The following is a 24,201-nucleotide window of genomic DNA, read 5'->3' as shown; positions in this document are numbered from 1 at the left end:
AAAAGCTATTATTAAGAAAGTAAATGAAGAGAAAGAAGAAAAAGGAAATGAATAACAAATTAAAATATATTCTAGGCGCAATAGTTTCAGTGCCTTTATTGCCTTTTTTATATTTTCAAGGAAAAAGTATTCGTAAAAAAGTACCCAAGCTTCCAGAAGCTAAAGAACCAAGAGGTTTTGTAAATGGTAATTTTAATACAACTCTAAATATACTCTCTATTGGAGAAAGCACAATTGCGGGCGTAGGTGTAGACTTTCATAAAAACGGATTTACAGGCGCTCTTGCAAAGACACTTTCTACAGAATTAAAGGCAAATATAAATTGGCGTGTATATGCTAGAAGTGGTTATACTGTAGAGAGACTTAGTAAAAAAATTATTCCTAAAATTGAAGAAACGTCTACCGATATTATTATTGTTGGTATGGGAGGAAATGATGCTTTTACATTAAATTCCCCTAAAAAGTGGAGTGAAGCTATTGAAGAACTTATCAATTTATTAGAGATTAAATTTCCTGAAACTCCCATATTCTTTACAAATATGCCACCTATAAAAGAATTTCCTGCATTTACAAAACCTATAAAATTTGTAATAGGTAATTTAGTAGAAATATTAGGAGAAAAATTACAAGTTATAGTTAAAGATAAAAAGAACGTTTTCTATTATAATGAAGTTATAACGCTAGAGAATTGGAGTAAAAAACATAGTTTACCTACTAATAATGCTAAAATTTATTTTAGTGATGGCGTTCACCCATCAAAACTAACTTATAATGTCTGGGGACAAGAAATGGGCCTTTTTATAAAATCGAAATTAAATAAATAAGACTCCCTTTTATCAAAATGAAGAAAAAAATAATTATTCTTGGTGCAGGAATTTCTGGTATCTATTTAGGGTATAAATTAAAAAAAGCTGGGTTTTTAGTTACAATTTTAGAAGCAAACAGCAGAGTTGGAGGTAGAATTTACACCAAAAAAGTAAATGATACAAAAGTCGAATTAGGTGCAACTTGGCTTTGGAGATATAATGAAGAATTATTAAAAGTTTGTAAAGAATTAAACATCTCTTTATTTGAACAAAACATGAATGGAGATGCTTTATTTGAGGCAGCTGCTAATAATTTACCTCAACGTTTTAAAGTTCCAAAAAATCAAGAAATTAGTTATAGAATTATTGGTGGAACTGCAACAATCTTAGAAGAATTAGCTAAAGATTTTTCTGAAGATGAAATCTTATTAAATAAGAAGGTCTTAAATATTGATGACACTGAAGCTTCTATAAAGGTGAGTACAGAAAAATCAGTATTTATTGCAGATGTTGTTATTTCAACCATTCCGCCTCAACTATTGGTAAATTCGGTTTCATTTTCTTCTGAATTAGATTCAAACCTCATCAAAATTGCAAACAACACACATACATGGATGAAAGATTCTATAAAATTTGCAATGGTTTATAAAACTTCTTTTTGGAAAGAACAAGGTTTATCTGGCGTTGGTTTTAGTAATGTAGGTCCGTTTACAGAAATGTATGATCATTCTAATTTCGAAAATAACCGTTTTTCTTTAATGGGGTTTTTAAATGGTGCTTTGGTAAATGAATCAAAAGAAACGAGAGAGAAAAAAATACAAGAACAACTCTTTAAATTCTTTGGTGAAGATGGTTTAAACTATCTTTCTTATGAAGAAAAAGTATGGAATAAAGAAAATCTTTTAAATTTTGAAAATGGCACTTATATCAATCCACATTTCAATAACGGACATTCAGTTTATCAGAAAGAATTTTTAAAAGGTAAATTTATAATTGCCGGTTCAGAAACATCAACTAGTTACGGTGGCTATATGGAAGGCGCAATTTATAGAGGAAATGAGATTACAGAACAGTTGAAAAACAAGTTTCAATAAACAAAAAAATCTCAAGCTTACACTTGAGATTCTATATAATATAAGGTTGCTATTTATTTATCAATAGAACCTAAAACGCGTTTCATAAAAGTATTTAACGCTTCTTTTTTTGGTGTGCCATCTTTTATCATTTTATCAACTTCTAGAGCACCATACATATTAGAAATTAACTCTCCAATAACATCTAATTCATCATCTTTTAAAGACGGAACTTCTGTTAAAGCTTCTAGAGTTTCAATAGTTTCTAACACATAATCCTGATCGTTTTCTTCGATAAAATTAGTAAGATGTTTAATTACTGGTAATTTCATAATTTACTTAAATTACTTCGTTTACTAATTCCTTTAACACATCAAACTTATTTGTTTGTGTTTGATTTTTAAAACTACCACCTTCAAAAGTTGCAAAAGTTGGTAAGTTACTTACATCTGCTAATTTTCTGCTTTCAGGAAATTTTTCTGCATCTGCAATTACAAAAGTTATGTTTTCATTTTCTGAAGCTAACTTTTTAAATTTTGGTTTCATAATTCTACAATTACCACACCAAGTAGCAGAGTATTGTACAATTACCTTATTATTTCCGTTTACAATTTCTTGTAAATTATCTTCTGTTAATTCTTGTAACATAATTTTATGTATTAAAAAAAAAGGTAATTCGTATTTTAATCCCCCAACTAAAACACGAATTAGAATCCTTTTTAAATTTTTTAGTTAGATGCTAAATATGCTGCTGTTCCTTTTGCATTAGGAGCCATTGCTTCTTTACCTTCTTCCCAGTTTGCAGGACAAACCTCTCCGTGAGACTGTACGTGCGCATAGGCATCGATTAAACGTAAAAATTCATTTACATTTCTACCAACTGGCATGTGATTAATTCCTTCATGAAAAACAGTTCCTTCTTCGTCAATTAAATAAGTAGCTCTGTAAGTTACATTATCTCCTTCTACTTGAATTGTTTGTGTAGCTTCATCAAAAGTTTCATTGGTAATATCTAAAATACCTAAGATAGACGATAAGTTTCTGTTGCTATCTGCTAAAATTGGGTATGTAACACCTTCTATACCACCATTATCTTTAGAAGTACTTAACCATGCAAAGTGAACTTCTGGAGTATCACAAGAAGCACCAATTACAATTGTATTTCTTTTTTCAAATTCTGCAATAGCTGCTTGAAAAGCGTGTAATTCGGTAGGACAAACAAATGTAAAATCTTTTGGGTACCAGAACAATAACACTTTCTTTTTGTTATTAACTGCTTCTTCCAATACGTTTAATTTAAACGTATCTCCCATTTCATTCATTGCATCTACGTTTAAATCTGGAAATTTTTTACCTACTATTGTTGCCATTCTATATAAATTTTATAATTATTAATATGCTATTTTTTACTGATACAAAGATAGAACGGAAAGCAAAAAAAAAGCAACTATTTTAATGGTAACTTTTTATATTGAAATAAGTTTTACTTATAGTTTTTGTCTTTATAAATAGATTTACACTATTACTAATATATGAGTGAAAAAAAATTGTAACTTTATATTAGTAATAAAGTTTAGTTATATTAAAATAAAAACTATCAATTTTACTTATAACTATTAAGATTACTGAATAAGTAGTTTTACAAAAAATTAAATTTAAAAAATATATTATATGGATCATAATAGCGGAGATATTAGCAAATGTCCTTTTTTTAGTGGCACAAAGAAAGAAACTTCTGGTGGCGGTGTTAAAAATAGAGATTGGTGGCCAAACGAATTAAAGTTAAATATTTTACGTCAGAATGCAGCAAAATCAAACCCAATGGGAGAAGATTTTGATTATGCAAAAGCGTTTAATAGTATCGATTTTTCAGCATTAAAAGAAGATGTTACTAATTTAATGACAGATTCGCAAGATTGGTGGCCTGCAGATTATGGTCATTATGGAGGTTTTATGATTCGTATGGCTTGGCATAGCGCAGGTACATATAGAGTTGGTGACGGTCGCGGTGGCGCTGGAGGTGGTAACCAAAGATTTGCACCTATAAATAGTTGGCCAGATAATGGAAACTTAGATAAAGCTCGTTTATTATTATGGCCTATTAAACAAAAATATGGTACTAAAATTTCTTGGGCAGATTTAATGATTCTTGCAGGAAACTGCGCTTTAGAATCTATGGGATTCCCAACATTTGGGTTTGCTGGAGGAAGAGAAGATGTTTGGGAACCAGAACAAGATGCTTATTGGGGAAGCGAAACAGAATGGGGAGAAAATAAAGACCGTTATGAAGATGGTGATTTAGAAGATCCGCTTGCTGCAGTAATGATGGGATGGATTTACGTAAACCCAGAAGGACCAAATGGAAACCCTGATCCGCAAGGTTCTGCACACGATGTTAGAGAAACTTTTGGTAGAATGGCTATGAATGATGAAGAAACAGTAGCGCTAGTTGCAGGTGGACACACATTTGGTAAAGCACATGGTGCAGCAGATCCTGGTAAATATGTTGGTAAAGAGCCACATGGTGCTTCTATTGAAGAAATGAGTACTGGCTGGAAAAACTCTTTTGGTTCTGGTGTCTTAGATGATACCATTACAAGTGGTATTGAAGGCGCATGGACACCAAACCCAACACGTTGGGATAATGAATATTTTGATGTTTTATTAAATTACGATTGGGAACTAGTGAAAAGTCCTGCCGGAGCACACCAATGGGCGCCAACTGCAGCTTCTAACGCTAAAAGAGCTCCTAAAGCTGGTGATGCAAATGCTACACAAGGTTTAATGATGACTACCGCAGATATTGCTTTAAAAGTAGATCCTGCATATTTAGTAATTTCTAAACGTTTTCATGAAGACCATAAAGCTTTTGAAGATGCCTTTGCACGTGCTTGGTACAAACTTACGCATAGAGATATGGGACCCGTTTCTCGTTACTTAGGTCCAGAAGTTCCTAAAGAAGAATTATTATGGCAAGATCCTATACCAAACGTAAACTATACTTTAAGTGAAGGAGATATTGCTACACTAAAAGAATTAATTTTAAATTCTGGTTTAACAGTTTCTCAATTAGTAACTACAGCTTGGGCTTCTGCTTCTACTTTTAGAGGTTCAGACAAAAGAGGTGGCGCAAATGGCGCACGTGTACGTTTAGAACCACAAAGAAGTTGGGAAGTAAATAACCCTAAAGAGTTAGATAAAGTATTAACTGTTTTAGAAGCAATAAGAAAGGATTTTAAAGGAGAAATTTCTATTGCAGATTTAATTGTTTTAGCGGGTAATGTTGGTATAGAACAAGGACTTAAAAATGTTGGTAATACAACTAAAGTTGATTTTACTCCTGGTAGAGGCGACGCTTCACAAGCACAAACAGATATAGAAGGTTTTAGTTATTTAGAACCTATTGCAGATGGTTTTAGAAACTATATTAAAGCAGATATAAAAATAGCTGGAGAAGATTTATTGATTGATAAAGCTAATTTATTAACGTTATCTGTTCCAGAAATGACTGTTTTAGTGGGTGGTTTACGTGTATTAGGTGCTAATTATGATGGATCTAGCAATGGTGTTTTTACAGAAAACGTAGGTAGTTTAACTAATGACTTCTTTAAAAACATATTAGATTTTACATATACTTGGAAGGCTACTTCTGAAGATGATAGATTCTTTGAAGGTAGAAATCGTAAAACAAATGAAGTTAAATTTACAGGAACTCGTGCAGATTTAATTTTTGGTTCTAATACAGAATTAAGAGCTATTGCAGAAGTATATGGTGCAAATGACGGACAAGAAAGATTTGTTAAAGATTTTGTTGCTGCTTGGACTAAAGTAATGAATCTTGATAGATTTGATATTCAGAAATAAGTAAGATTATTTTTCATAAAAAAGGGGAATCAACAATTGTTGATTCCCCTTTTTTATTATAAACTTTATTAAAATTATTTACTTGCAAATAACTTTATATCATTCGCAGAAACTTCTTTTTCTCCAAGAATAATTAAACGTTCTACCACATTTCTTAATTCACGTATATTTCCTGTCCAATCGTATTCTTGCAATAACTTTATCGCGGCAGATGAAAATACTTTTTTAGGAGTTCCTTGTTCTACAGAAATTTTATCAGTAAAAAAATCTACTAATAAAGGAATATCTTCTCTTCTGTCATTTAAAGAAGGAACTTGAATTAAAATAACAGCTAATCTATGGTACAAATCTTCTCTAAATCTACCTTCAGCAATTTCTTCCTTTAGGTTTTTATTAGTTGCTGCAACAATTCTAACATTTACTTTAATATCTCTATCAGAACCTACACGTTGAATTTTATTTTCTTGCAACGCACGTAACACTTTTGCTTGTGCAGACAGACTCATATCACCAATTTCATCTAGAAAAATAGTTCCACCATTTGCTGCTTCAAACTTACCAGCTCTATCTTTATTTGCACCGGTAAAAGAACCTTTTACATGTCCAAACAATTCACTTTCTATTAATTCTGATGGAATTGCAGCACAGTTCACTTCAATCATAGGAGCCTTAACTCTATCAGATTTTTCGTGTAACCAATGTGCAACCAATTCTTTCCCTGTTCCGTTAGGTCCAGTAATTAAGACTCTTGCATCTGTTGCTGCTACTTTTTCTATAATATCTTTAATATGAGAAATAGCATCACTTTCACCAATCATTTGGTAGCTTTTGCTAACTTTTTTCTTTAATCTTTTATTCTCTACAATTAATACTTTTGTATCTAAAGCATTTCTTACTGTATTTAAAAGTCTATTTAAATCTGGTGGTTTAGAGATATAATCAAACGCACCTAAACGCATTGTATTTACAGCTGTATCTAAATCTCCATGACCAGAAATCATAACAATTGGTATTTCTGGCTTAATCTTTTTTGCCTTTTCCAATACCTCAACACCATCCATTTTTGGCATTTTAATATCACATAAAACTAAATCGTAATCGTTATTTTTAATCATTTCTATTCCTAACAATCCGTCTTCTGCTTCCTCAACATTATAAGCCTCATTTTCTTCTGAAATAATTTTTGTTAAAACCCTTCTAATGGCAGCTTCGTCTTCAATAATTAATATTTTACTCATTCTTTTCAAAGTTTTATATTCTATTCTACTTTTGCTTTTTCACTAAAAACGTGTACATCTCTTTGTGGAAAAGGAATTGTAACATTATTTTCTCTAAATACTTTATCTATAGCAAAACGTAGGTCGCTTTGTACAAATCTGGTTTCAAAACTATCATTTAAAGAAAAAACAAGTTTAAAATTTAAAGAACTATCTGCAAAATCTGTAAATAATACTTTTGGTTCTGGAATTTTTAAAATCTTTTTGTGCTTTTTAGCAGCATCTAATAAGAGTTGTTTTACCAACTCTACATTACTACCATAAGCAACACCAACTGCTACAGATTCTCTAGTTTCTGTTCCGTTTTCTGTCCAATTAAACAAAATGTTTGTAAGGTATAAATGATTGGGAATTACCAACACTTTATTATCTGTTGTAACTGCTCTAGTTGTTCTTAAACGAATATCTAAAACTCTACCTACCTTACCTTCTAACTCTATAATATCACCTACATGAACAGATTTATCTACCAAAATAAAAATACCAGATAATATATCTTGAAACAAGGTTTGTAACGCCAAACCAACACCTATTAATAGTACTGCTGAAGCTGCAAAAACTGCGGTTACATTTACCCCAGAAGCATCCATCGCAATTAAAAAAATCACTAAAAAAACAACCCATCTTATATAACCAAAAACACTAACAAATTTAACTTTATCATTTTCTGGCATTTTTCTAGTAATAAATCTTCTTACTAGTTTTAATATAAAAGCTGTTAGAAAAAGCGCAACAGCAACAAAGATTAAGCCTTTTACAGTTATACTTATTTCTTTACTAAAGATAAAAGTATAATCTAATATAGATTTTGTTTCGTCTACAATGGCGTCTTTAACTTTCTCTAGATTTTCTTGCATTTATCCTTTATATTTTAACCATTTATACAAATCTTTATACGTAGGTTTTTTACCATACATTAAAATACCTACTCTGTAAATTTTAGCTGCTAACCAAACCATAAATACAAATGTAACTAATAATAATGCCATAGAAATTGCTAGTTCATACCATGAAACACCAAAAGGAACTCTCATTAACATTACAATAGGACTTGTAAATGGAATATATGAAAAAAGAACCGCAATAGAACCATGAGGATCATTCATTACTGTTGCAAAACCAACATAAACTCCTAAAATTAAAGGTAGCATTATTGGCAACATAAATTGCTGTGTATCTGTTTCGTTATCTACTGCTGCACCAACGGCTGCAAATAGAGAGCTATACAACATAAAACCACCTAAGAAGTAAAAAATAAATAATACAAACATTTTTAAAATTGGTAATTTTAAAATTTCTTGAATAACCATTTGTCCTTTATCTCCAGCAGTTGCTTGTTTCATTGCATCCATTTGTTCTGCAGGTACTCTTGCTGTCTGCATCTCTACTACATCTACTCCAAAAATAGACGAAGCTACAGTAACAATAACAAAAAGTATTACTCCCCAAATAAAGAATTGTAATAAACCAGCAGAGGCATTTCCTAATATTTTACCCATCATTAATTGAAATGGTTTTACAGAGGAAACTATAATTTCTATAATTCTACTTGTTTTTTCTTCGATAACACTTCTCATAACAGAAGTACCATAAATCATAACAAACATCATTAATAAATATCCTGCAATTGCACCAACACCAATTTTTAATCCGTTTATTAATTTTGATGATTCTTCGCCAGAAAAATCATACATTTTTATATCTGTATTAATTTTAGAAGCTTCAATTTTATCTAAATCAATACCAAAATTGTTTAATTTTTCGTTTCTAATTTTTTGCTCAATTTTATTTTCTAAAGAACTCATTACAGACATTCCTGGAGAATCTTTAGAATAGAATTCTATTGATTTAGCCAACAACTCTAAACTATCTTGTTTAGGAATAATTAAGGCACCATAATAATCTCCTTCTTCTACTTTTTTCTTTGTTTCTTCTATTCCTAAAGCAGTATAATCTAAATAATGAATTGTTTTGGTATCCTTAAAATCTTCCTTCGAAAACATTTCAGAATTATCTACATAGACAATCTCTTTAATTTTTTCGTCGTTTTTTTGCATTAGAAAATAAACCAAAGCTCCCATTCCTACCATTAATAACGGACTTAAAAAAGTCATCATTATAAATGATTTATTACGAACTTTTGCAATAAACTCTCTCTGTATAATTAGTTTTAATTTGCTCATTTTCTTAACTATTTTTGTTTACTGCCTGAATAAAAATATCATTTGCACTTGGTATTAACTCTACAAAATGCTGTACCTCTCCTCTACTCGTTAAAAAAGACAATAAATCATTTGAAGAATTTCCGTTTGTTAATTTTACGTTTAAAGTTAAACTATCATTTAATAATTTAAAGTTCGAAGGTGAAACCTCGAAATTCTCTTTTAATTTAGCTTCTACCTCTTTAGGATTTGCTGTTTGCAAACCAACCTGAAAAGTATTTGTTCTAAATTCACGCTTAATATCATCTAACTTTCCGTCTAAAATCTTATTCGATTTATCTATCAAAGCAATTTCATCACACATTTCTTCTACAGATTCCATTCTATGTGTAGAAAAGATAATTGTTGCGCCTTCATCACGAAGTTGCAAAATTTCTTTGGCTATTAATTGTGCGTTTATAGGATCGAAACCAGAAAAAGGTTCATCAAAAATTAATAATTTAGGATTGTGCATTACCGTAACAATAAATTGTACTTTTTGCGCCATTCCTTTAGACAGCTCTTCAATTTTCTTTCCCCACCAAGCAGAAATATCAAACTTTTCGAACCAATATTTCAATCGTTTTTTAGCTTCTGCTTTAGATAAACCTTTTAATTGTGCTAAATATAACGCCTGTTCACCAACCTTCATCGATTTATACAAACCACGTTCTTCTGGTAAATAACCAATTTGTGCCGTATGATGTGGAGCTAATGGTTCTCCATCTAAAATAATAGAACCACTATCTTGCATAGTAATTTGGTTAATAATTCTAATTAAAGATGTTTTTCCAGCACCATTTGGCCCTAATAAACCATAAACACTTCCTTTAGGAATATGAATGGAAACATCATTTAAAGCAGTAAAATCGCCATATTTCTTTACTACATTATTTATTTCTAATAAATTTTTCATCGATAAAAGTTCATTAATTTTAGAGTAGAATTGCTTACAAAGCTACATATTTTCTATCTATTAGTATCTAAACATCTAAAAACGTTACACTTTAATTTTATGTTAAAATTTACTATGCGTGCATAACTTTTTTGCAATTTACTATGCATGCATAATAAATTTTATTATATTTGAACCAATGAATAAGCATAAATCCATAGATCATCAATTAAGAGCAACTTGGCAAGCTGTTGCAAAAGTGTACAATGAACAGGCTGTAAAGCATGACAGTACAATGGCTACCGCATTTGTTTTATTAAATATTGATAAAGAAAACGGCACACCATCTACAGCATTAGGTCCTTTAATGGGAATGGAACCAACAAGTCTTTCTAGAATTTTAAGAAACATGGAAGATAAAGGAGCTATTTCTAGAGAAAAGAACCCAGAAGATGGTAGAAGTGTTATTATTAAATTAACAGCATATGGTAAAGAAATGCGTAAAGTATCTAAAGGCCATGTTATTCAATTTAATGAAACGGTAGTTAATAATGTTACAGAAAAAGACTTAGAAGGTTTTTTTAATGTAACTTCAAAGATTAATGAATTGATTGCAGATAAAGAGATTTATAAAGAAATCAACAAAAAAGCAGTATAAAAATCAAACAAATGACTAGAAGAATTAAAAAAGTAGCAATTATTGGTTCCGGAATTATGGGAAGTGGTATTGCTTGTCATTTTGCTAATATTGGTGTAGAAGTTCTATTATTGGACATTGTTCCAAGAGAATTAACTGATAAAGAAAAAGCAAAAGGACTTACGTTAGAAGACAAAGTTGTTAGAAACCGATTAGTTAATGATGCATTAACAGCATCTTTAAAATCGAAACCTTCTCCTATTTATAATCAGAAATTTGCAAGCAGAATTACTACTGGTAATTTAGATGATGATATTGCAAAGGTTGCAGATGTAGATTGGATTATGGAGGTTGTAGTTGAAAGACTAGATATTAAAAAAATAGTTTTTGATAAATTAGAGAAATACAGAACTCCAGGAACTATTATTTCTTCTAACACTTCTGGTATTCCTATTAAATTTATGAATGAAGGAAGAAGTGAAGACTTCCAAAAGCATTTTGCGGTAACTCACTTTTTTAATCCTCCAAGATATTTAAAACTTTTCGAAGTTGTTCCTGGACCAGATTGTAAACAAGAAGTTACAGATTTCTTAATGATGTATGGTGAAAAATTCTTAGGTAAAACTTCTGTTTTAGCAAAAGATACACCTGCGTTTATAGGTAATAGAGTTGGAATTTTCGGAATTCAGTCTTTATTTCATCAAGTAAAAGAATTAGGCTTAACAGTTGAAGAAGTAGATAAGTTGACAGGACCAGTAATTGGTCGTCCAAAATCTGCAACCTTTAGAACTGTTGATGTTGTTGGTTTAGATACGTTGGTACATGTTGCTAATGGAATTTATGAAAACTGCCCTAATGATGAAGCTCATGAGCTTTTTAAATTACCAAGTTTCATCAACACAATGATGGAAAACAAATGGTTAGGAAGTAAAACAGGGCAAGGTTTCTACAAGAAAACGGTAAATGATGAAGGAAAAAAAGAAATTTTAACTTTAGACTTAGACACTTTAGAATACCGTTCTTCTAAAAGAGCAAAATTTGCTACTTTAGAATTAACAAAAACAATAGACAAACCAATAGATAGATTTAAAATATTAGTTGGTGGAAAAGATAAAGCTGGTGAGTTCTACAGAAAGAATTTCGCCGCAATGTTTGCATATGTTCAAAATAGAATTCCAGAAATTTCTGACGAATTGTATAAAATTGATGATGCAATGAAAGCTGGTTTTGGTTGGGAGAACGGACCTTTTGAAATTTGGGATGCTGTTGGTGTAGAAGCTGGAATTGAATTAATGAAAGCTGAAGGTGCAGAACCTGCTGCTTGGGTAAAAGAAATGTTAGCTTCTGGCTCTAAATCTTTTTACACTGTAAAAGAAGGCGCTACGTACTTTTATGACGTTCCTTCTAAATCACAAACAAAAAAACCAGGACAAGAGTCTTTTATTATTTTAGATAATATTAGAAAAACAACAGAAGTATTTAAAAACTCTGGAGTTTCTGTACAAGATATTGGAGATGGAATTTTAAATGTAGAATTCCAATCTAAAATGAACACAATTGGTGGTGATGTTTTAGCAGGTATAAATAAGGCAATTGATTTAGCAGAAAAAGATTTTCAAGGTTTGGTTGTTGGTAACCAAGCACCAAATTTTTCTGTTGGAGCAAATATTGGTATGATTTTTATGATGGCTGTAGAGCAAGAATATGATGAACTAAATTACGCCATTAAATACTTCCAAGACACTATGATGCGTATGCGTTATTCATCTATACCAACTATCTCTGCTCCTCATGGAATGGCTTTAGGTGGTGGTTGTGAAATTTCTCTACACGCAGACAAAGTAGTTGCAGCAGCAGAAACGTATATGGGATTAGTCGAATTTGGAGTTGGTGTAATTCCTGGTGGTGGTGGTTCTAAAGAAATGGCTTTAAGAGCATCAGATTCTTTTAGAAAAGGAGATGTAGAATTAAACATTTTACAAGAAAACTTCTTAACTATTGGTATGGCAAAAGTTTCTACTTCTGCTCATGAAGCATTCGATTTAGGCTTACTTCAAAAAGGAAAAGATGTAGTAGTTGTAAATAAAGAAAGACAAATTGCTACAGCAAAAGCGCATGCTAAATTAATGGCAGAAAGTGGTTATACACAACCTGCAAAACGTAATGACGTTAAGGTTTTAGGAAAACAAGCTTTAGGAATGTTCTTAGTAGGAACAGATTCTATGAAAGATTCTAAATACATTAGTGGCCATGATATGAAAATTGCCAACAAACTAGCTTATGTAATGGCAGGTGGAGATTTATCTGAACCAACATTAGTTACAGAGCAGTATTTATTAGATCTTGAAAGAGAAGCATTTTTATCTCTTTGCACAGAGCGTAAAACATTAGAACGTATTCAAGCGATGTTAAAAACTGGTAAACCTTTAAGAAACTAAAAAACATGAAAACAGCATATATAGTAAAAGCATATAGAACTGCAGTTGCAAAAGCTCCAAAAGGTGTTTTTCGCTTTAAACGTGCAGACGAATTAGGTGCAGAAACCATTCAGCACATGATGAAAGAATTACCAAATCTAGACGTAAAACGTATCGATGACGTAATTGTTGGTAATGCAATGCCAGAAGGTTCGCAAGGATTAAACATGGCTCGTTTTATCTCTTTAATAGGATTAAATTCTGTGGATGTTCCTGGAGTTACTGTTAATAGATTCTGTTCATCTGGGTTAGAAACTATTGCAATGGCAGCAGCTAAAATTCAAGCAGGAATGGCAAGTTGTATTATTGCAGGTGGAGCAGAAAGCATGAGTTCTGTACCAATGACTGGTTTTAAACCAGAATTAAATTATGACACAATTAAAGATGGTCATGCAAATTATTATTGGGGAATGGGAAATACTGCAGAAGCAGTAGCTAATCAATTTAAAGTTTCTAGAAAAGACCAAGATGAATTTGCATTTAAGTCTCACATGAAAGCTTTAAAAGCACAAGCTGAAAATCGTTTTCAAGATCAAATAGTTCCTATTGAGGTTGAAGAGACCTATTTAGATGCCAATGGAAAAAAAGCAACTAGAAAGTATACTGTAAATAAAGACGAAGGTCCAAGAGCCGGTACTTCTATTGCTGCCTTAAATAAATTACGTTCAGTATTTGCTGCTGGTGGTAGTGTTACTGCTGGTAATTCATCTCAAATGAGTGATGGAGCAGCGTTTGTAATGGTAATGAGCGAAGAAATGGTAAAAGAATTAAATCTAGAGCCAATTGCTAGAGTAGTAAATTATGCTGCTGCTGGTGTTGAACCAAGAATTATGGGAATTGGACCAGTTGCTGCAATACCTAAAGTTTTAAAACAAGCAGGTTTACAACAAAAAGATATTGAGTTAATAGAATTGAATGAAGCTTTTGCTTCTCAATCTTTAGCGGTTATGCGCGAGTTAGATTTGAATCAAGAAATTGTGAATGTAAATGGTGGTGCCATTGCATTAGGACATCCTTTAGGTTGTACAGGTGCAAAATTATCTGTTCAATTATTTGATGAAATGCGTAAGAGAGATATGAAAAACAAATACGGTATGGTAACCATGTGTGTTGGAACAGGACAAGGTGCTGCAGGTGTATTCGAATTTCTTTCATAACTAAAAACAACTATAAATTAAGAATAAAACTCTTAATTATAAAATATAAATAAATAATATTAGAAGATAAAATAGAAGAATTCCAGAGAGTAACATTGGAGTTTTAAAATAGCAAAAATGTCTATTCTCTATTTTTTTCTTCTATAATCTTAAAACAAAATAAAAATGTCAGAATTATTAAGAGGTGGCCAGTTTCTTGTAAAAGAAACAAATTGTGAAGACGTATTTACTCCAGAAGATTTTTCTGAGGAGCAACAAATGATGAAAGATGCCGTAACGGAATTTAATGATAGAGAAATTATACCTCACAAAGCACGTTTCGAAGCTAAAGATTATGCACTTACAGAAGAAGTAATGCGTAAAGCTGGTGAACTAGGTTTTTTAGGTGTTGCTGTTCCTGAAGAGTATGGAGGACTAGGAATGGGATTTGTTTCTACATTATTAACTTGTGATTATATTTCAAGTGGAACAGGTTCTTTTAGTACTGCCTTTGGTGCGCATACAGGTATTGGTACTATGCCAATTACATTATATGGTACAGAAGAACAAAAACAAAAATATGTACCAAAATTAGCTACTGGTGAGTGGTTTGGTGCTTATTGTTTAACAGAACCAGGTGCTGGTTCTGATGCAAATTCTGGAAAAACTACAGCAGAATTATCTGCTGACGGAAAATCTTATAAAATTAACGGTCAAAAAATGTGGATTTCTAACGCAGGTTTTTGTCGTTTAATGATCGTTTTTGCACGTATAGAAAATGATAAAAATATTACAGGTTTTATTGTTGAATATGATAAAGACAACGCAAATGGTATTACTTTAGGTGAAGAAGAGCATAAATTAGGAATTAGAGCTTCTTCTACAAGACAAGTATTTTTTAACGATACAGTAGTATCTGTAGAAAATATGTTAGCTGGTCGTGGAGAAGGTTTTAAAATTGCAATGAACGCTTTAAATGTAGGTCGTATTAAATTAGCAGGTGCTTGTTTAGATTCTCAAAGAAGAGTTATAACACATGCTGTTAAATACGCTACAGAACGTAGACAATTTAAAACTCCTATTGCAGATTTTGGTGCAATTAAAGTAAAATTAGCAGAAATGTCTGCCAATGCATATGTTGGTGAATCTGCTACTTATAGAGCAGCTAAAGATATTGAAGATAGAATTGCATTAAGAGTTGCTGCAGGTAATACACACCAAGAAGCAGAATTAAAAGGTGTAGAAGAGTATGCTATTGAATGTTCTATTTTAAAAGTTGCAGTTTCTGAAGATGTACAAAGTTGTGCAGATGAAGGAATTCAAATTTTTGGTGGAATGGGATTCTCTGAAGAGACTCCTATGGAATCTGCCTGGAGAGATGCTAGAATTGCTCGTATATACGAAGGTACAAACGAAATTAACAGAATGCTTTCTGTTGGTATGTTAATTAAAAAAGCAATGAAAGGTCATGTAGACTTATTAGGCCCTGCAACAGAAGTTGCAAATAGCTTAATGGGAATTCCTTCTTTTGATACGCCAGATTATTCTGAATTATTTTCTGAAGAAAAACACATGATTGCCAAATTGAAGAAAACTTTTTTAATGGTTGCAGGTGCAGCACTTCAAAAATATGGTCAAGAAATAGAAGCACACCAACAATTATTAATTGCTGCTTCAGATATTCTAATTGAAATTTACATGGCTGAATCTGCCATTTTAAGAACTGAGAAAAATGTAAAACGCACAAGTAAAGAAGAACAATCTGTACAGATTGCTATGTCTAAATTATACTTGTATCATGCTGTAGACATTATCGAAGAGAAAGGGAAAGAAAGTATTATTTCTTTTGCTGAAGGTGATGAGCAACGTATGATGTTAATGGGCTTAAAGCGTTTTACTAAATACCAAAACTACCCAGATATTGTAGATTTACGTAACGAAATTGCAGAAAAAGTAAAAGCAGAAAACAAATACTGTTTCTAAAAATATATAAAATCTTCATAAACTATAAAAAAGTTTTTGAATTTAGTTGTTTGTTTAAAAAGACCATCTTTAAAGATGGTCTTTTTTTTTTACAAAGAAGTGTTAATTTCTTTTTTAGAACCAATAGAGTCTTTGTATTATCGTAAATTGCTATTAAATTTAATAGCAAATGAAATATTACTTAAAAATATTATTACCAGTTATTACAAGTTTTTTATTTATTTTTTGTTCAAATATTGAACCCAAAGAAGTAAAAAAAACACAAAAACGTAAAGTAAATGATTTTAAAAAACATCCTAATTTTAATGCTTACTGGTATAAAGGAAAAGCAGAAATAACTTCCTATAAATTATCGCAAGTGAGATATGGTGAAACTTACGAAGGAACGGCTGTAAATATTTTTGTTACAGAAAACTTTCTACCAGAAAAACAAGTGAAAGCAGATTATGATAATGATAACAATATTCCTGTTTTAAAATTGAATAACACTAAGAAATTTGTTACAGGAATTTACCCATATTCATTAATGACGAGTACCTTCTCTCCTATTAACACTAATAAAGAAGCAATAAAAATTTCTTTTTCTGCACAAGAATGGTGTGGAAATACATTTGTACAATTAAATAATAGAGAAAAATTTCAAATTGATTTTCATTCTTATTTTGAAACAAATGCAGATCAAAAAATTACATTAGAAAAAAATATTTTAGAAAATGAGCTTTGGAATCAATTAAGAATTTCACCAGAAAACCTGCCTTTAGGAAACCATTTAATCGTTCCTTCATTTGAATATTTAGCGTTAAATCATCAAAAAATAAAAAGCTATAAAGCAACAGCTACATTAAAAGAAGAAGGTCATTTATCAAAATACATAATTCATTATCCAGAATTAAAAAGAACATTAATAATTAAATTCACAAAAGAGTTTCCATATACTATAGAATCTTGGGAAGAAAAATCTGTACAAAGAGGTAAAACATTAACTACAAAAGCAGAAAAAATAAAGACAATAAAATCTGCTTATTGGAGTAAAAATGGAGTAACAAATATCAACGAGAGAAAAGAATTGGGTTTATACTAAAATTTATAAAAATGAAAAATATAATTTCCAAAGGCTTTATTTTATCTGGTCTTTCTAATATTGTTGCAGTGTTAATTTTATCTCGCTTTTTTACTAACGAATTTATTCCGAAACACGACAATGTAGTTATGTCTAATTTTGGTTTGTTAATGATTGTTGTTTGGGGATTTGCCTATATTTCTGTTGCAAAAAATTATTTTAAAGTAAAATGGATTGTTGCTGTTTTTGCTGTTGAAAAATTAATTTATGGTCTTATATGGCTAAACTGGAGGTTTCACAATGATATTTCACCCATTTTTAATGAAGATATATTCGCAGGAATATTCTACGGCATCTACGGTATTAATGATTTACTCTTTTTTATTTTCTTCACATATGTATTTATCAAAAAAATTAGAAAATAAAATGATAAAAAAAACAGCTAATCTCTTTTTTATCAATACTTTTGCACGCAATTTGAAAACACACGAATGAAACGTATTAAAGAATATAAAAAACTTTTTAAAGTAGAAGGAGCTATTGATTTAAAAGATTTAAAAAAATCTTATAGAGGCTTAGTAAAAGAATGGCATCCAGATAAATTTCAAGAACAAGAAAAAAAGGATGAAGCAGATGTTATGAGTACTCAAATTATAGATGGGTATCATTTCTTAGTTAGCATCGCTCCAGAAACAAAAGAAGCTAACTTAGACGCTTACAAAAAAACAATAACAGAATCTCAAGTTGCAGATTGGCATCATAAAAGTATGTTATTAGAAGTTACTTTTACAGACGGAAATAAATACGAATACTTTGGTGTTAGTAAAATTCTTTTCGGAAAATTTGTAAACGCAAAATCTATGAACAATTTTGGTAAAAGAAATATTTTTAATTCTTTTACTTATAGAAAATCTATGAAAGCTTCTGTAGAAGTTTAAATAATTATAAAAACACTATTGTTAAAAGTTTCCTTCTGAACAAAGAATGAAAAAGAATTTTGAAATAACCTTATTTATTCAAAATAAAGAAATTTTTCAATCACCTGAAAAGGCTCATTTCGAAATAAAAATTAACAATAAAATATAAAAAAAGAGATTACATATAAATGTAATCTCTTTTTTTATGTTCAAACTTTAATTTAGTTTACTCTAAAGCTCCTAAATAACGTTCTGCATCTAAAGCTGCCATACAACCTGTACCAGCTGCTGTAACTGCTTGTCTGTATTCTTTATCTTGTATATCTCCTGCAGCAAAAACTCCTGGCAAGTTTGTTTTTGTTGATTTTCCTTTCGTCGTTAAATAACCTGTTTCATCCATATCTAAAACTCCTTTAAATAAATCAGAATTTGGTGTATGTCCAATTGCAATAAAAACACCTGTTACAGAAATATCATGTGTTTCTTTTGTTTTATTATTAATTGCTCTAACCCCTTCGACAACATTAGAACCTAAAACCTCGTCGATTTCTGTATTGTATAAAACTTCTATGTTAGCAGTTTTTTCAACTCTATGCTGCATTGCTTTCGATGCTCTCATAAAATCTTTACGAACCAGAATTGTTACTTTTCTACAAATATTTGATAAATAAGTAGCTTCTTCTGCAGCAGTATCTCCTGCTCCAACAACTACAACATCTTGTCCTTTATAGAAAAAACCATCACACGTTGCACAAGCGGAAACTCCACCACCTATTAAGCGTTGTTCACTTTCTAGGCCTAAATATTTAGCTGTTGCTCCTGTAGAAATAATTATTGTTTCAGCTTCTATGTGCTTAGACTCATCAACAACAACTTTATGAATTCCACCAACTTTATCGCTTAATGCTACACTAGTTACCAATCCAAAACGAACTTCTGTACCAAAACGTTCTGCTTGTTTTTTTAGATCTTCCATCATTGCAGTACCATCTGTACCTTCTGCATAACCAGGAAAATTATCTACTTCTGTTGTTGTAGTTAATTGACCTCCCATTTGCATTCCTGTATACATTACAGGGTTCATATCTGCTCTAGCTGCGTAAATTGCTGCAGTATAACCTGCAGGACCAGAACCTATAATTAAACATTTTATTTTTTCTATTGTATCTGACATAATATTCTGTATCGAATTTAGAAGTGTAAAAGTATCATTTTTTGGTGCTTATAAATACGAATGTTTATAAATTTTAATAATGGAAACATAATTAGAGTTAATCAACTTTTTGTAATGAATAATAATTATTAAAAAAATGATTGTTTTTTACAAAAAGAGTGTATCTTTGCAGTCCTTAAATGAGTAATCATTTTCGGGGTGTAGCGTAGCCCGGTCATCGCGCCTCGTTTGGGACGAGGAGGTCGCAGGTTCGAATCCTGCCACCCCGACTTAAATTAAAAAAACCTTGATAAATTTTATCAAGGTTTTTTTTTATTTAAAATACCTAATCACTTATTAGATACTGGTTTTCTGGAACATAAGTTAACCTCCAAGAAACCTTTAAAACGCATCAATACTTCTTTTTTTCCGACATTACAATTAAAGACGATTGTCAACTATTATTTTTCTAAGAAAGTAGTCTTCGAATGTATAAAAAGTTACTAAAAACAAACACTTTTAACTCGATTTTTAAGCAATTATAGATCTATTATTTAGACCTATTTAAGCTTGATAACTTTAAACAATTGTAATAAAACTAATGGTATTAAAAAAAAGTGATTCACATTATGTTTACAATTATAAAACATAAAGTTTAAAGAAAGCACAAAACATTTAGTAACAACTAAGTCTTCGTAATAAAAAACACTGAAGCATTATTTTAATCCTACTAACATTTCTTTTGTAGCAACAGTTCTAAAACCAATATGATCTGAACTAGAACTTGGCTCCATTCCCATTTTTGCTGAAATTCTAAAACTTGCGCAATAAGACACATGGCAAAGAAAAGAACCACCTTTCATTACATATTCTAATTGATAAGGATTAGATGGTGTGTATGATTTCTCTGCACCTTTTGGGTTATTTAAAACTTCGTTAGGTTTTAAACTATTATAGTAATTTACATTAAATAAATCTGAAGTCATTTCCCAAACATTACCAGCCATATCATACAAACCAATATTATTTGCCGGATAAGATTTTACTGGAGAGATGTACTCAAAACCATCTTCAGAAATATTAGTTACAGGAAATTGACCTTGCCAAGTATTTGCGTTTGCATTTAATTCTTGCTGGCTATTACCCCAAGTAAATATATTATTTGTTTTATTTCCTTGTGCAGCAGACTCCCATTCTGCTTCTGTAGGCAATCTTCTATTAGACCATTTACAATACGCTAAAGCATCATTATAACTAATATGAACTACTGGAAAATCATCTTTTCCTGCTATAGAACTTCCTGGTCCTTCTGGCTGCTTCCAATTTGCACCAATTTTCCAAGTCCACCATTGTTGGTAATTATCCATAGAAACTACTTTACCAGCATATTTATTAAAAATTAAGCTTCCAGGTTGTAATATAGAATCTGCTGGTTTTGGTGTGTTTGCAGGTAAATCCTTTTTAATCTCGTCCCAATTAATTGGCTTCTCAGCAGTAGTAATATATTTTGTTGCAGCAACAAATTTCTTGAATTGTAAATTAGTAACTTCATTAATATCTATAAAAAATCCATCTACATTTACTTCATGTGCTGGCTTTTCTCTCATCATTGCATATTTATCTCCGTCTTTTGCTCCCATTAAAAATATTTTTGAAGCAACCCAAACCATACCTTCTGGCACTTTCATTTCTAAATTCTCTTTTACAACCTCATCTACTTTAATCTTAGTTTCTTTCTTTTTATTACACGAGAAAAGAAAAAGAGCTGCGAGTATTAATGTTATAATTATTGAATTGTTCTTAGAAATCATAATTTTAAATATAAATATATTATTCTTTAGAGCATTACTTATTGCTTAGCAACACTACCCTAACGTTAAACAAATGTACATATTGAATTCAAAAATTAAGGAATATTATTTTTCTTTTTAAAGATTCAGTAAAAATTACTAAAAAATATTTAAATTTTCTTTAACAAAAAACACATTATCATCAATCATATCAACAAAAAAAAGACTTTTACTGTTAATAGTTTATTCTAAATTATTTATTAGATATAATTAACGAAATATTATTGTTTAACAAATTGTTAAATTCATTAAACATTTGTATCTTTACTTAAAATTAAAGAATTATGGCTCGTAAGAAAAACATTACAAAAGACAACCTAATTTCTTGGTACATGGAGTTTGTACTAGAAAATAATCATGACCCTAAATCAGTTTTCAGTTTTGCTAAAGAAAACAATTTCGAAGAAGTAGATTTTTACAAATCATATGGTTCTTTTGAAGCTATTGAACAATCTATATTTAGCGAATTCTTTAATCATACAATTAAAGTTTTAGCCAAAAGTGAAGAGTACCCAGAATATGACGCAAGAAATAAATTACTAAGTTTCTACTTTACATTTTTTGAAATATTAACAGCAAACAGAAGCTATGTTGTTTACGCCTTAAAAGATACAAAAGACTTTAAAAATCTTAAATCTTTAAAACATTTAAGAAAAGATTACAAAACCTTTATTAATAATATTGGTATCGAAAAAATAGACTTAAAACAAGAACAGTTAGAAAAAATTCAAGATAAAACATTACAAGAATCTTCTTGGATACATTTAATTATAACAATGAAGTTTTGGCTAGACGACACTTCTACTTCTTTTGAGAAAACAGATATTTTTATAGAGAAATCTATTAATGCACGTTTCGACTTAATGGATATAAAACCTTTAAAAAGCATTATTGATTTTGGTAAATTTATTTTAAAAGAAAAGGTGAACTTTAATTAAAGAACTTATGAAAACTATAGATTCTATTCCTACATCAAAAATACAAAGAGCTTCTAAATTAGTTACAACCGGAGCTAAAATTGGTGTAAACTACTTAAAATATTATGGTGATAAAATTACCAAAACAGAAGAAGAAGCAAAGTCTCGTTTAAATGAGAATAACGCAGAAGATATTTACGATGGTTTAAAAACCCTTAAAGGTTCTGCCTTAAAAGTTGCACAGATGCTTAGTATGGAAAAAAGTATTCTACCAAAAGCATATGTAGAAAAATTTTCTCTTTCTCAGTTTTCTGTACCTCCACTTTCTCCTGCCTTGGTTATAAAAACATTTAAAAGATATTTTGGAAAAAACCCAAGTGAAATTTACGATAAGTTCGATTCTGTTTCTGTAAATGCAGCAAGTATTGGACAAGTACATAAGGCAGAAAAAGACGGAAAAAAACTAGCTGTAAAAATTCAATACCCAGGTGTAGCAGACAGTATTGCTTCAGATTTATCTTTAGTAAAACCAATTGCTGTTAAAATGTTTAATATTAGAGGTAAAGATTCTGATAAATATTTTAAAGAAGTAGAAAATAAATTAGTTGAAGAAACTAATTATATTTTAGAGGTTGAACAAAGTAAAGAGATTGTAGCTGCGTGTAAACATATTCCCAATCTTAATTTTCCTGAATATTATTCAGATTTATCTTCTGATAGAATAATTACAATGGACTGGATGGATGGACTTCATTTATCTGAATTCTCTACTGACAACCAAGAAGTTTCTAATAAGTTAGGGCAGGCTTTATGGGACTTTTATATGTTTCAGATGCACAAATTAAAAAAGGTACATGCAGATCCACATCCTGGAAACTTTCTTGTATCTCCAGAAAACGAATTAATTGTAATCGATTTTGGTTGTATGAAAACAATACCTTTAGATTTCTACACACCATATTTTGAACTTGCAAAACCAGAAAGTATTTCTAATCCTGTGCTTTTTGAAAAGAAGTTATATGAATTAGAAATTTTAAGAGAAGATGATTCTAAAGAAGAGTTAGACTTTTTTAGAGCAATGTTTCATGAAATGTTAAGCTTATTTACACAACCGCTACATCAAGAAGTTTTCGATTTTGCAGATGAAGAGTTTTTTGGTAAAATATCTGATCTAGGTAGCAAATATGCAAAAAGCACAGAGTTAAAAAACATGAACGGAAATAGAGGTTCTAAGCACTTTATATACATTAACAGAACTTTCTTTGGTTTGTATAATTTAATGCACGATTTGAAAGCAAAAAATGTAAAAATCAATAATTTTAAAACATTGTAATGGCATCTTTTACTTTTAAAGAAATTCAAGATTTAGACAAAATTTATAAAATAAATTTAATAAACAGTTGCTCTGGTTTTAAATCTGCTAACTTATTAGGTTCAGTCTCGAAAGAAGGAATTGCAAATGTTGCCGTTTTTAGTTCGGTTACTCACTTAGGTTCTAATCCCCCAACTTTAGGCTTTATACTGAGACCAACAACAGTTCCTCGAGACACCTATAAAAATATTAAAGACTCTGGTATTTTCACAATAAATCATATTTATGAAGATATTATTGAAGACGCACACCATACGTCTGCAAAATACCCAAAAGAGGTTTCAGAATTTGATGTAACAAATTTGAAAGAAGAGTATAAAGGTAATTTTAAAGCACCTTTTGTAAAAGGTTCGCCAGTACAAATGAGCATGAAGTTTGTTGAAGAAGTATATATTTCTTCTAATGATGTAATGCTAATTGTTGCAGAAATTCAAGAATTATATATTCATGACGAATTACTACAAGAAGACGGATTGATAAATCTTTCTAAAGGAAATATTGCAACTATAAATGGTTTAGACACCTACGCAATTCCGAAGTTTAAAAAACAACTTTCATATCAAAGACCAAAAAAATAAATATA

General features: G+C 30.5%; 22 protein-coding genes and 1 tRNA gene. 14 read left to right on the top strand and 9 right to left on the bottom strand.

Going from position 1 to position 24,201, the window contains the following annotated elements; all coding sequences use genetic code 11:
* The first annotated feature begins 47 nt into the window (after positions 1-47).
* Positions 48-824, top strand: a complete 777-nt coding sequence (locus SHK09_RS13140; RefSeq protein WP_319811243.1) for an SGNH/GDSL hydrolase family protein — start codon at positions 48-50, stop codon at positions 822-824.
* A 17-nt stretch (positions 825-841) separates the two neighbouring features.
* Positions 842-1,900, top strand: coding sequence for a flavin monoamine oxidase family protein (locus SHK09_RS13135; RefSeq protein ID WP_319811242.1), 1,059 nt, complete (start codon positions 842-844; stop codon positions 1,898-1,900).
* A gap of 53 nt (positions 1,901-1,953) precedes the next feature.
* Here SHK09_RS13135 and SHK09_RS13130 read toward each other — a convergent pair whose 3' ends face one another.
* The 3 genes from SHK09_RS13130 to SHK09_RS13120 form a co-directional block, all read right to left on the bottom strand.
* Positions 1,954-2,211 (bottom strand): DUF6952 family protein, encoded by a 258-nt coding sequence (locus SHK09_RS13130; RefSeq protein ID WP_319811241.1) that lies wholly within the window; start codon positions 2,209-2,211, stop codon positions 1,954-1,956.
* Positions 2,212-2,218: 7 nt separating this feature from the next.
* Entirely contained in the window at positions 2,219-2,527 is a 309-nt protein-coding gene (locus tag SHK09_RS13125; RefSeq protein ID WP_319811240.1) for a thioredoxin family protein, read from the bottom strand.
* Between the two features lie 80 nt (positions 2,528-2,607).
* Positions 2,608-3,249, bottom strand: a complete 642-nt coding sequence (locus SHK09_RS13120; protein ID WP_319811239.1) for a peroxiredoxin — start codon at positions 3,247-3,249, stop codon at positions 2,608-2,610.
* Between the two features lie 301 nt (positions 3,250-3,550).
* Between SHK09_RS13120 and katG the strand changes: the two genes are divergently transcribed.
* Positions 3,551-5,743: a catalase/peroxidase HPI gene (gene katG, locus SHK09_RS13115; RefSeq protein ID WP_319811238.1), complete on the top strand. Its 2,193-nt coding sequence runs from the start codon at positions 3,551-3,553 to the stop codon at positions 5,741-5,743.
* Between the two features lie 74 nt (positions 5,744-5,817).
* On the opposite strand, the gene SHK09_RS13110 is transcribed toward katG, so the two are convergent.
* Genes SHK09_RS13110 through SHK09_RS13095 form a run of 4 tightly spaced genes read right to left on the bottom strand, consistent with a single transcriptional unit; the run spans position 5,818 to position 10,137 of the window.
* Positions 5,818-6,981 (bottom strand): sigma-54 dependent transcriptional regulator, encoded by a 1,164-nt coding sequence (locus tag SHK09_RS13110; protein ID WP_319811237.1) that lies wholly within the window; start codon positions 6,979-6,981, stop codon positions 5,818-5,820.
* A 20-nt stretch (positions 6,982-7,001) separates the two neighbouring features.
* On the bottom strand, positions 7,002-7,877 hold the full coding sequence (locus SHK09_RS13105) for a mechanosensitive ion channel family protein (protein ID WP_319811236.1): 876 nt from the start codon (positions 7,875-7,877) through the stop codon (positions 7,002-7,004).
* Positions 7,878-9,203, bottom strand: a complete 1,326-nt coding sequence (locus SHK09_RS13100) for an ABC transporter permease (RefSeq protein WP_319811235.1) — start codon at positions 9,201-9,203, stop codon at positions 7,878-7,880. It abuts the gene before it with no gap.
* Positions 9,204-9,207: 4 nt separating this feature from the next.
* Positions 9,208-10,137, bottom strand: a complete 930-nt coding sequence (locus SHK09_RS13095) for an ATP-binding cassette domain-containing protein (RefSeq protein ID WP_319811234.1) — start codon at positions 10,135-10,137, stop codon at positions 9,208-9,210.
* A gap of 178 nt (positions 10,138-10,315) precedes the next feature.
* Between SHK09_RS13095 and SHK09_RS13090 the strand changes: the two genes are divergently transcribed.
* The 7 genes from SHK09_RS13090 (at position 10,316) to SHK09_RS13060 (ending at position 18,347) form a co-directional block, all read left to right on the top strand.
* The gene (locus SHK09_RS13090) at positions 10,316-10,774 is read left to right on the top strand and encodes a MarR family winged helix-turn-helix transcriptional regulator (RefSeq protein WP_319811233.1); all 459 of its coding nucleotides are present in this window, start codon (positions 10,316-10,318) and stop codon (positions 10,772-10,774) included.
* An 11-nt stretch (positions 10,775-10,785) separates the two neighbouring features.
* Positions 10,786-13,191 (top strand): 3-hydroxyacyl-CoA dehydrogenase/enoyl-CoA hydratase family protein, encoded by a 2,406-nt coding sequence (locus tag SHK09_RS13085; protein ID WP_319811232.1) that lies wholly within the window; start codon positions 10,786-10,788, stop codon positions 13,189-13,191.
* Positions 13,192-13,196: 5 nt separating this feature from the next.
* A complete protein-coding gene (locus tag SHK09_RS13080; protein ID WP_319811231.1) occupies positions 13,197-14,387 on the top strand; it encodes an acetyl-CoA C-acyltransferase in 1,191 nt (396 codons plus the stop codon).
* A gap of 165 nt (positions 14,388-14,552) precedes the next feature.
* On the top strand, positions 14,553-16,349 hold the full coding sequence (locus SHK09_RS13075) for an acyl-CoA dehydrogenase family protein (protein WP_319811230.1): 1,797 nt from the start codon (positions 14,553-14,555) through the stop codon (positions 16,347-16,349).
* A 169-nt stretch (positions 16,350-16,518) separates the two neighbouring features.
* Positions 16,519-17,430 carry a septum formation inhibitor Maf gene (locus SHK09_RS13070; RefSeq protein ID WP_319811229.1) on the top strand — a complete coding sequence of 304 codons (912 nt, stop codon included), beginning with the start codon at positions 16,519-16,521 and terminating at the stop codon, positions 17,428-17,430.
* 11 nt (positions 17,431-17,441) lie between these two features.
* Positions 17,442-17,834 (top strand): hypothetical protein, encoded by a 393-nt coding sequence (locus SHK09_RS13065; RefSeq protein WP_319811228.1) that lies wholly within the window; start codon positions 17,442-17,444, stop codon positions 17,832-17,834.
* 66 nt (positions 17,835-17,900) lie between these two features.
* Positions 17,901-18,347: a KTSC domain-containing protein gene (locus SHK09_RS13060; protein WP_319811227.1), complete on the top strand. Its 447-nt coding sequence runs from the start codon at positions 17,901-17,903 to the stop codon at positions 18,345-18,347.
* 205 nt (positions 18,348-18,552) lie between these two features.
* Here SHK09_RS13060 and trxB read toward each other — a convergent pair whose 3' ends face one another.
* Positions 18,553-19,500, bottom strand: a complete 948-nt coding sequence (trxB, locus tag SHK09_RS13055) for a thioredoxin-disulfide reductase (protein ID WP_319811226.1) — start codon at positions 19,498-19,500, stop codon at positions 18,553-18,555.
* A gap of 194 nt (positions 19,501-19,694) precedes the next feature.
* On the opposite strand from trxB, the gene SHK09_RS13050 reads away from it, so the two are divergent.
* Positions 19,695-19,769: transfer RNA gene (locus SHK09_RS13050), tRNA-Pro, on the top strand.
* Positions 19,770-20,195: 426 nt separating this feature from the next.
* Here the strand turns inward: SHK09_RS13050 and SHK09_RS13045 are convergent.
* Positions 20,196-21,290 carry a formylglycine-generating enzyme family protein gene (locus tag SHK09_RS13045; protein WP_319811225.1) on the bottom strand — a complete coding sequence of 365 codons (1,095 nt, stop codon included), beginning with the start codon at positions 21,288-21,290 and terminating at the stop codon, positions 20,196-20,198.
* Between the two features lie 323 nt (positions 21,291-21,613).
* Between SHK09_RS13045 and SHK09_RS13040 the strand changes: the two genes are divergently transcribed.
* From SHK09_RS13040 to SHK09_RS13030, 3 genes are read left to right on the top strand one after another with little or no spacing between them, the layout of a single operon-like run.
* The gene (locus SHK09_RS13040) at positions 21,614-22,267 is read left to right on the top strand and encodes a TetR family transcriptional regulator C-terminal domain-containing protein (protein WP_319811224.1); all 654 of its coding nucleotides are present in this window, start codon (positions 21,614-21,616) and stop codon (positions 22,265-22,267) included.
* A 7-nt stretch (positions 22,268-22,274) separates the two neighbouring features.
* The gene (locus SHK09_RS13035; RefSeq protein ID WP_319811223.1) at positions 22,275-23,579 is read left to right on the top strand and encodes an ABC1 kinase family protein; all 1,305 of its coding nucleotides are present in this window, start codon (positions 22,275-22,277) and stop codon (positions 23,577-23,579) included.
* A complete protein-coding gene (locus SHK09_RS13030) occupies positions 23,579-24,196 on the top strand; it encodes a flavin reductase family protein (RefSeq protein ID WP_319811222.1) in 618 nt (205 codons plus the stop codon). The genes SHK09_RS13035 and SHK09_RS13030 overlap by 1 nt, the downstream gene beginning before the upstream one ends.
* Positions 24,197-24,201: the final 5 nt, after the last annotated feature.

Origin of the sequence: Polaribacter sp. PL03 (assembly GCF_033875165.1) — a bacterium.
Lineage (GTDB): Bacteria > Bacteroidota > Bacteroidia > Flavobacteriales > Flavobacteriaceae > Polaribacter.
Note: the sequence above shows the minus strand (reverse complement) of the source record. Positions and strands in the feature narration are given on the sequence as shown.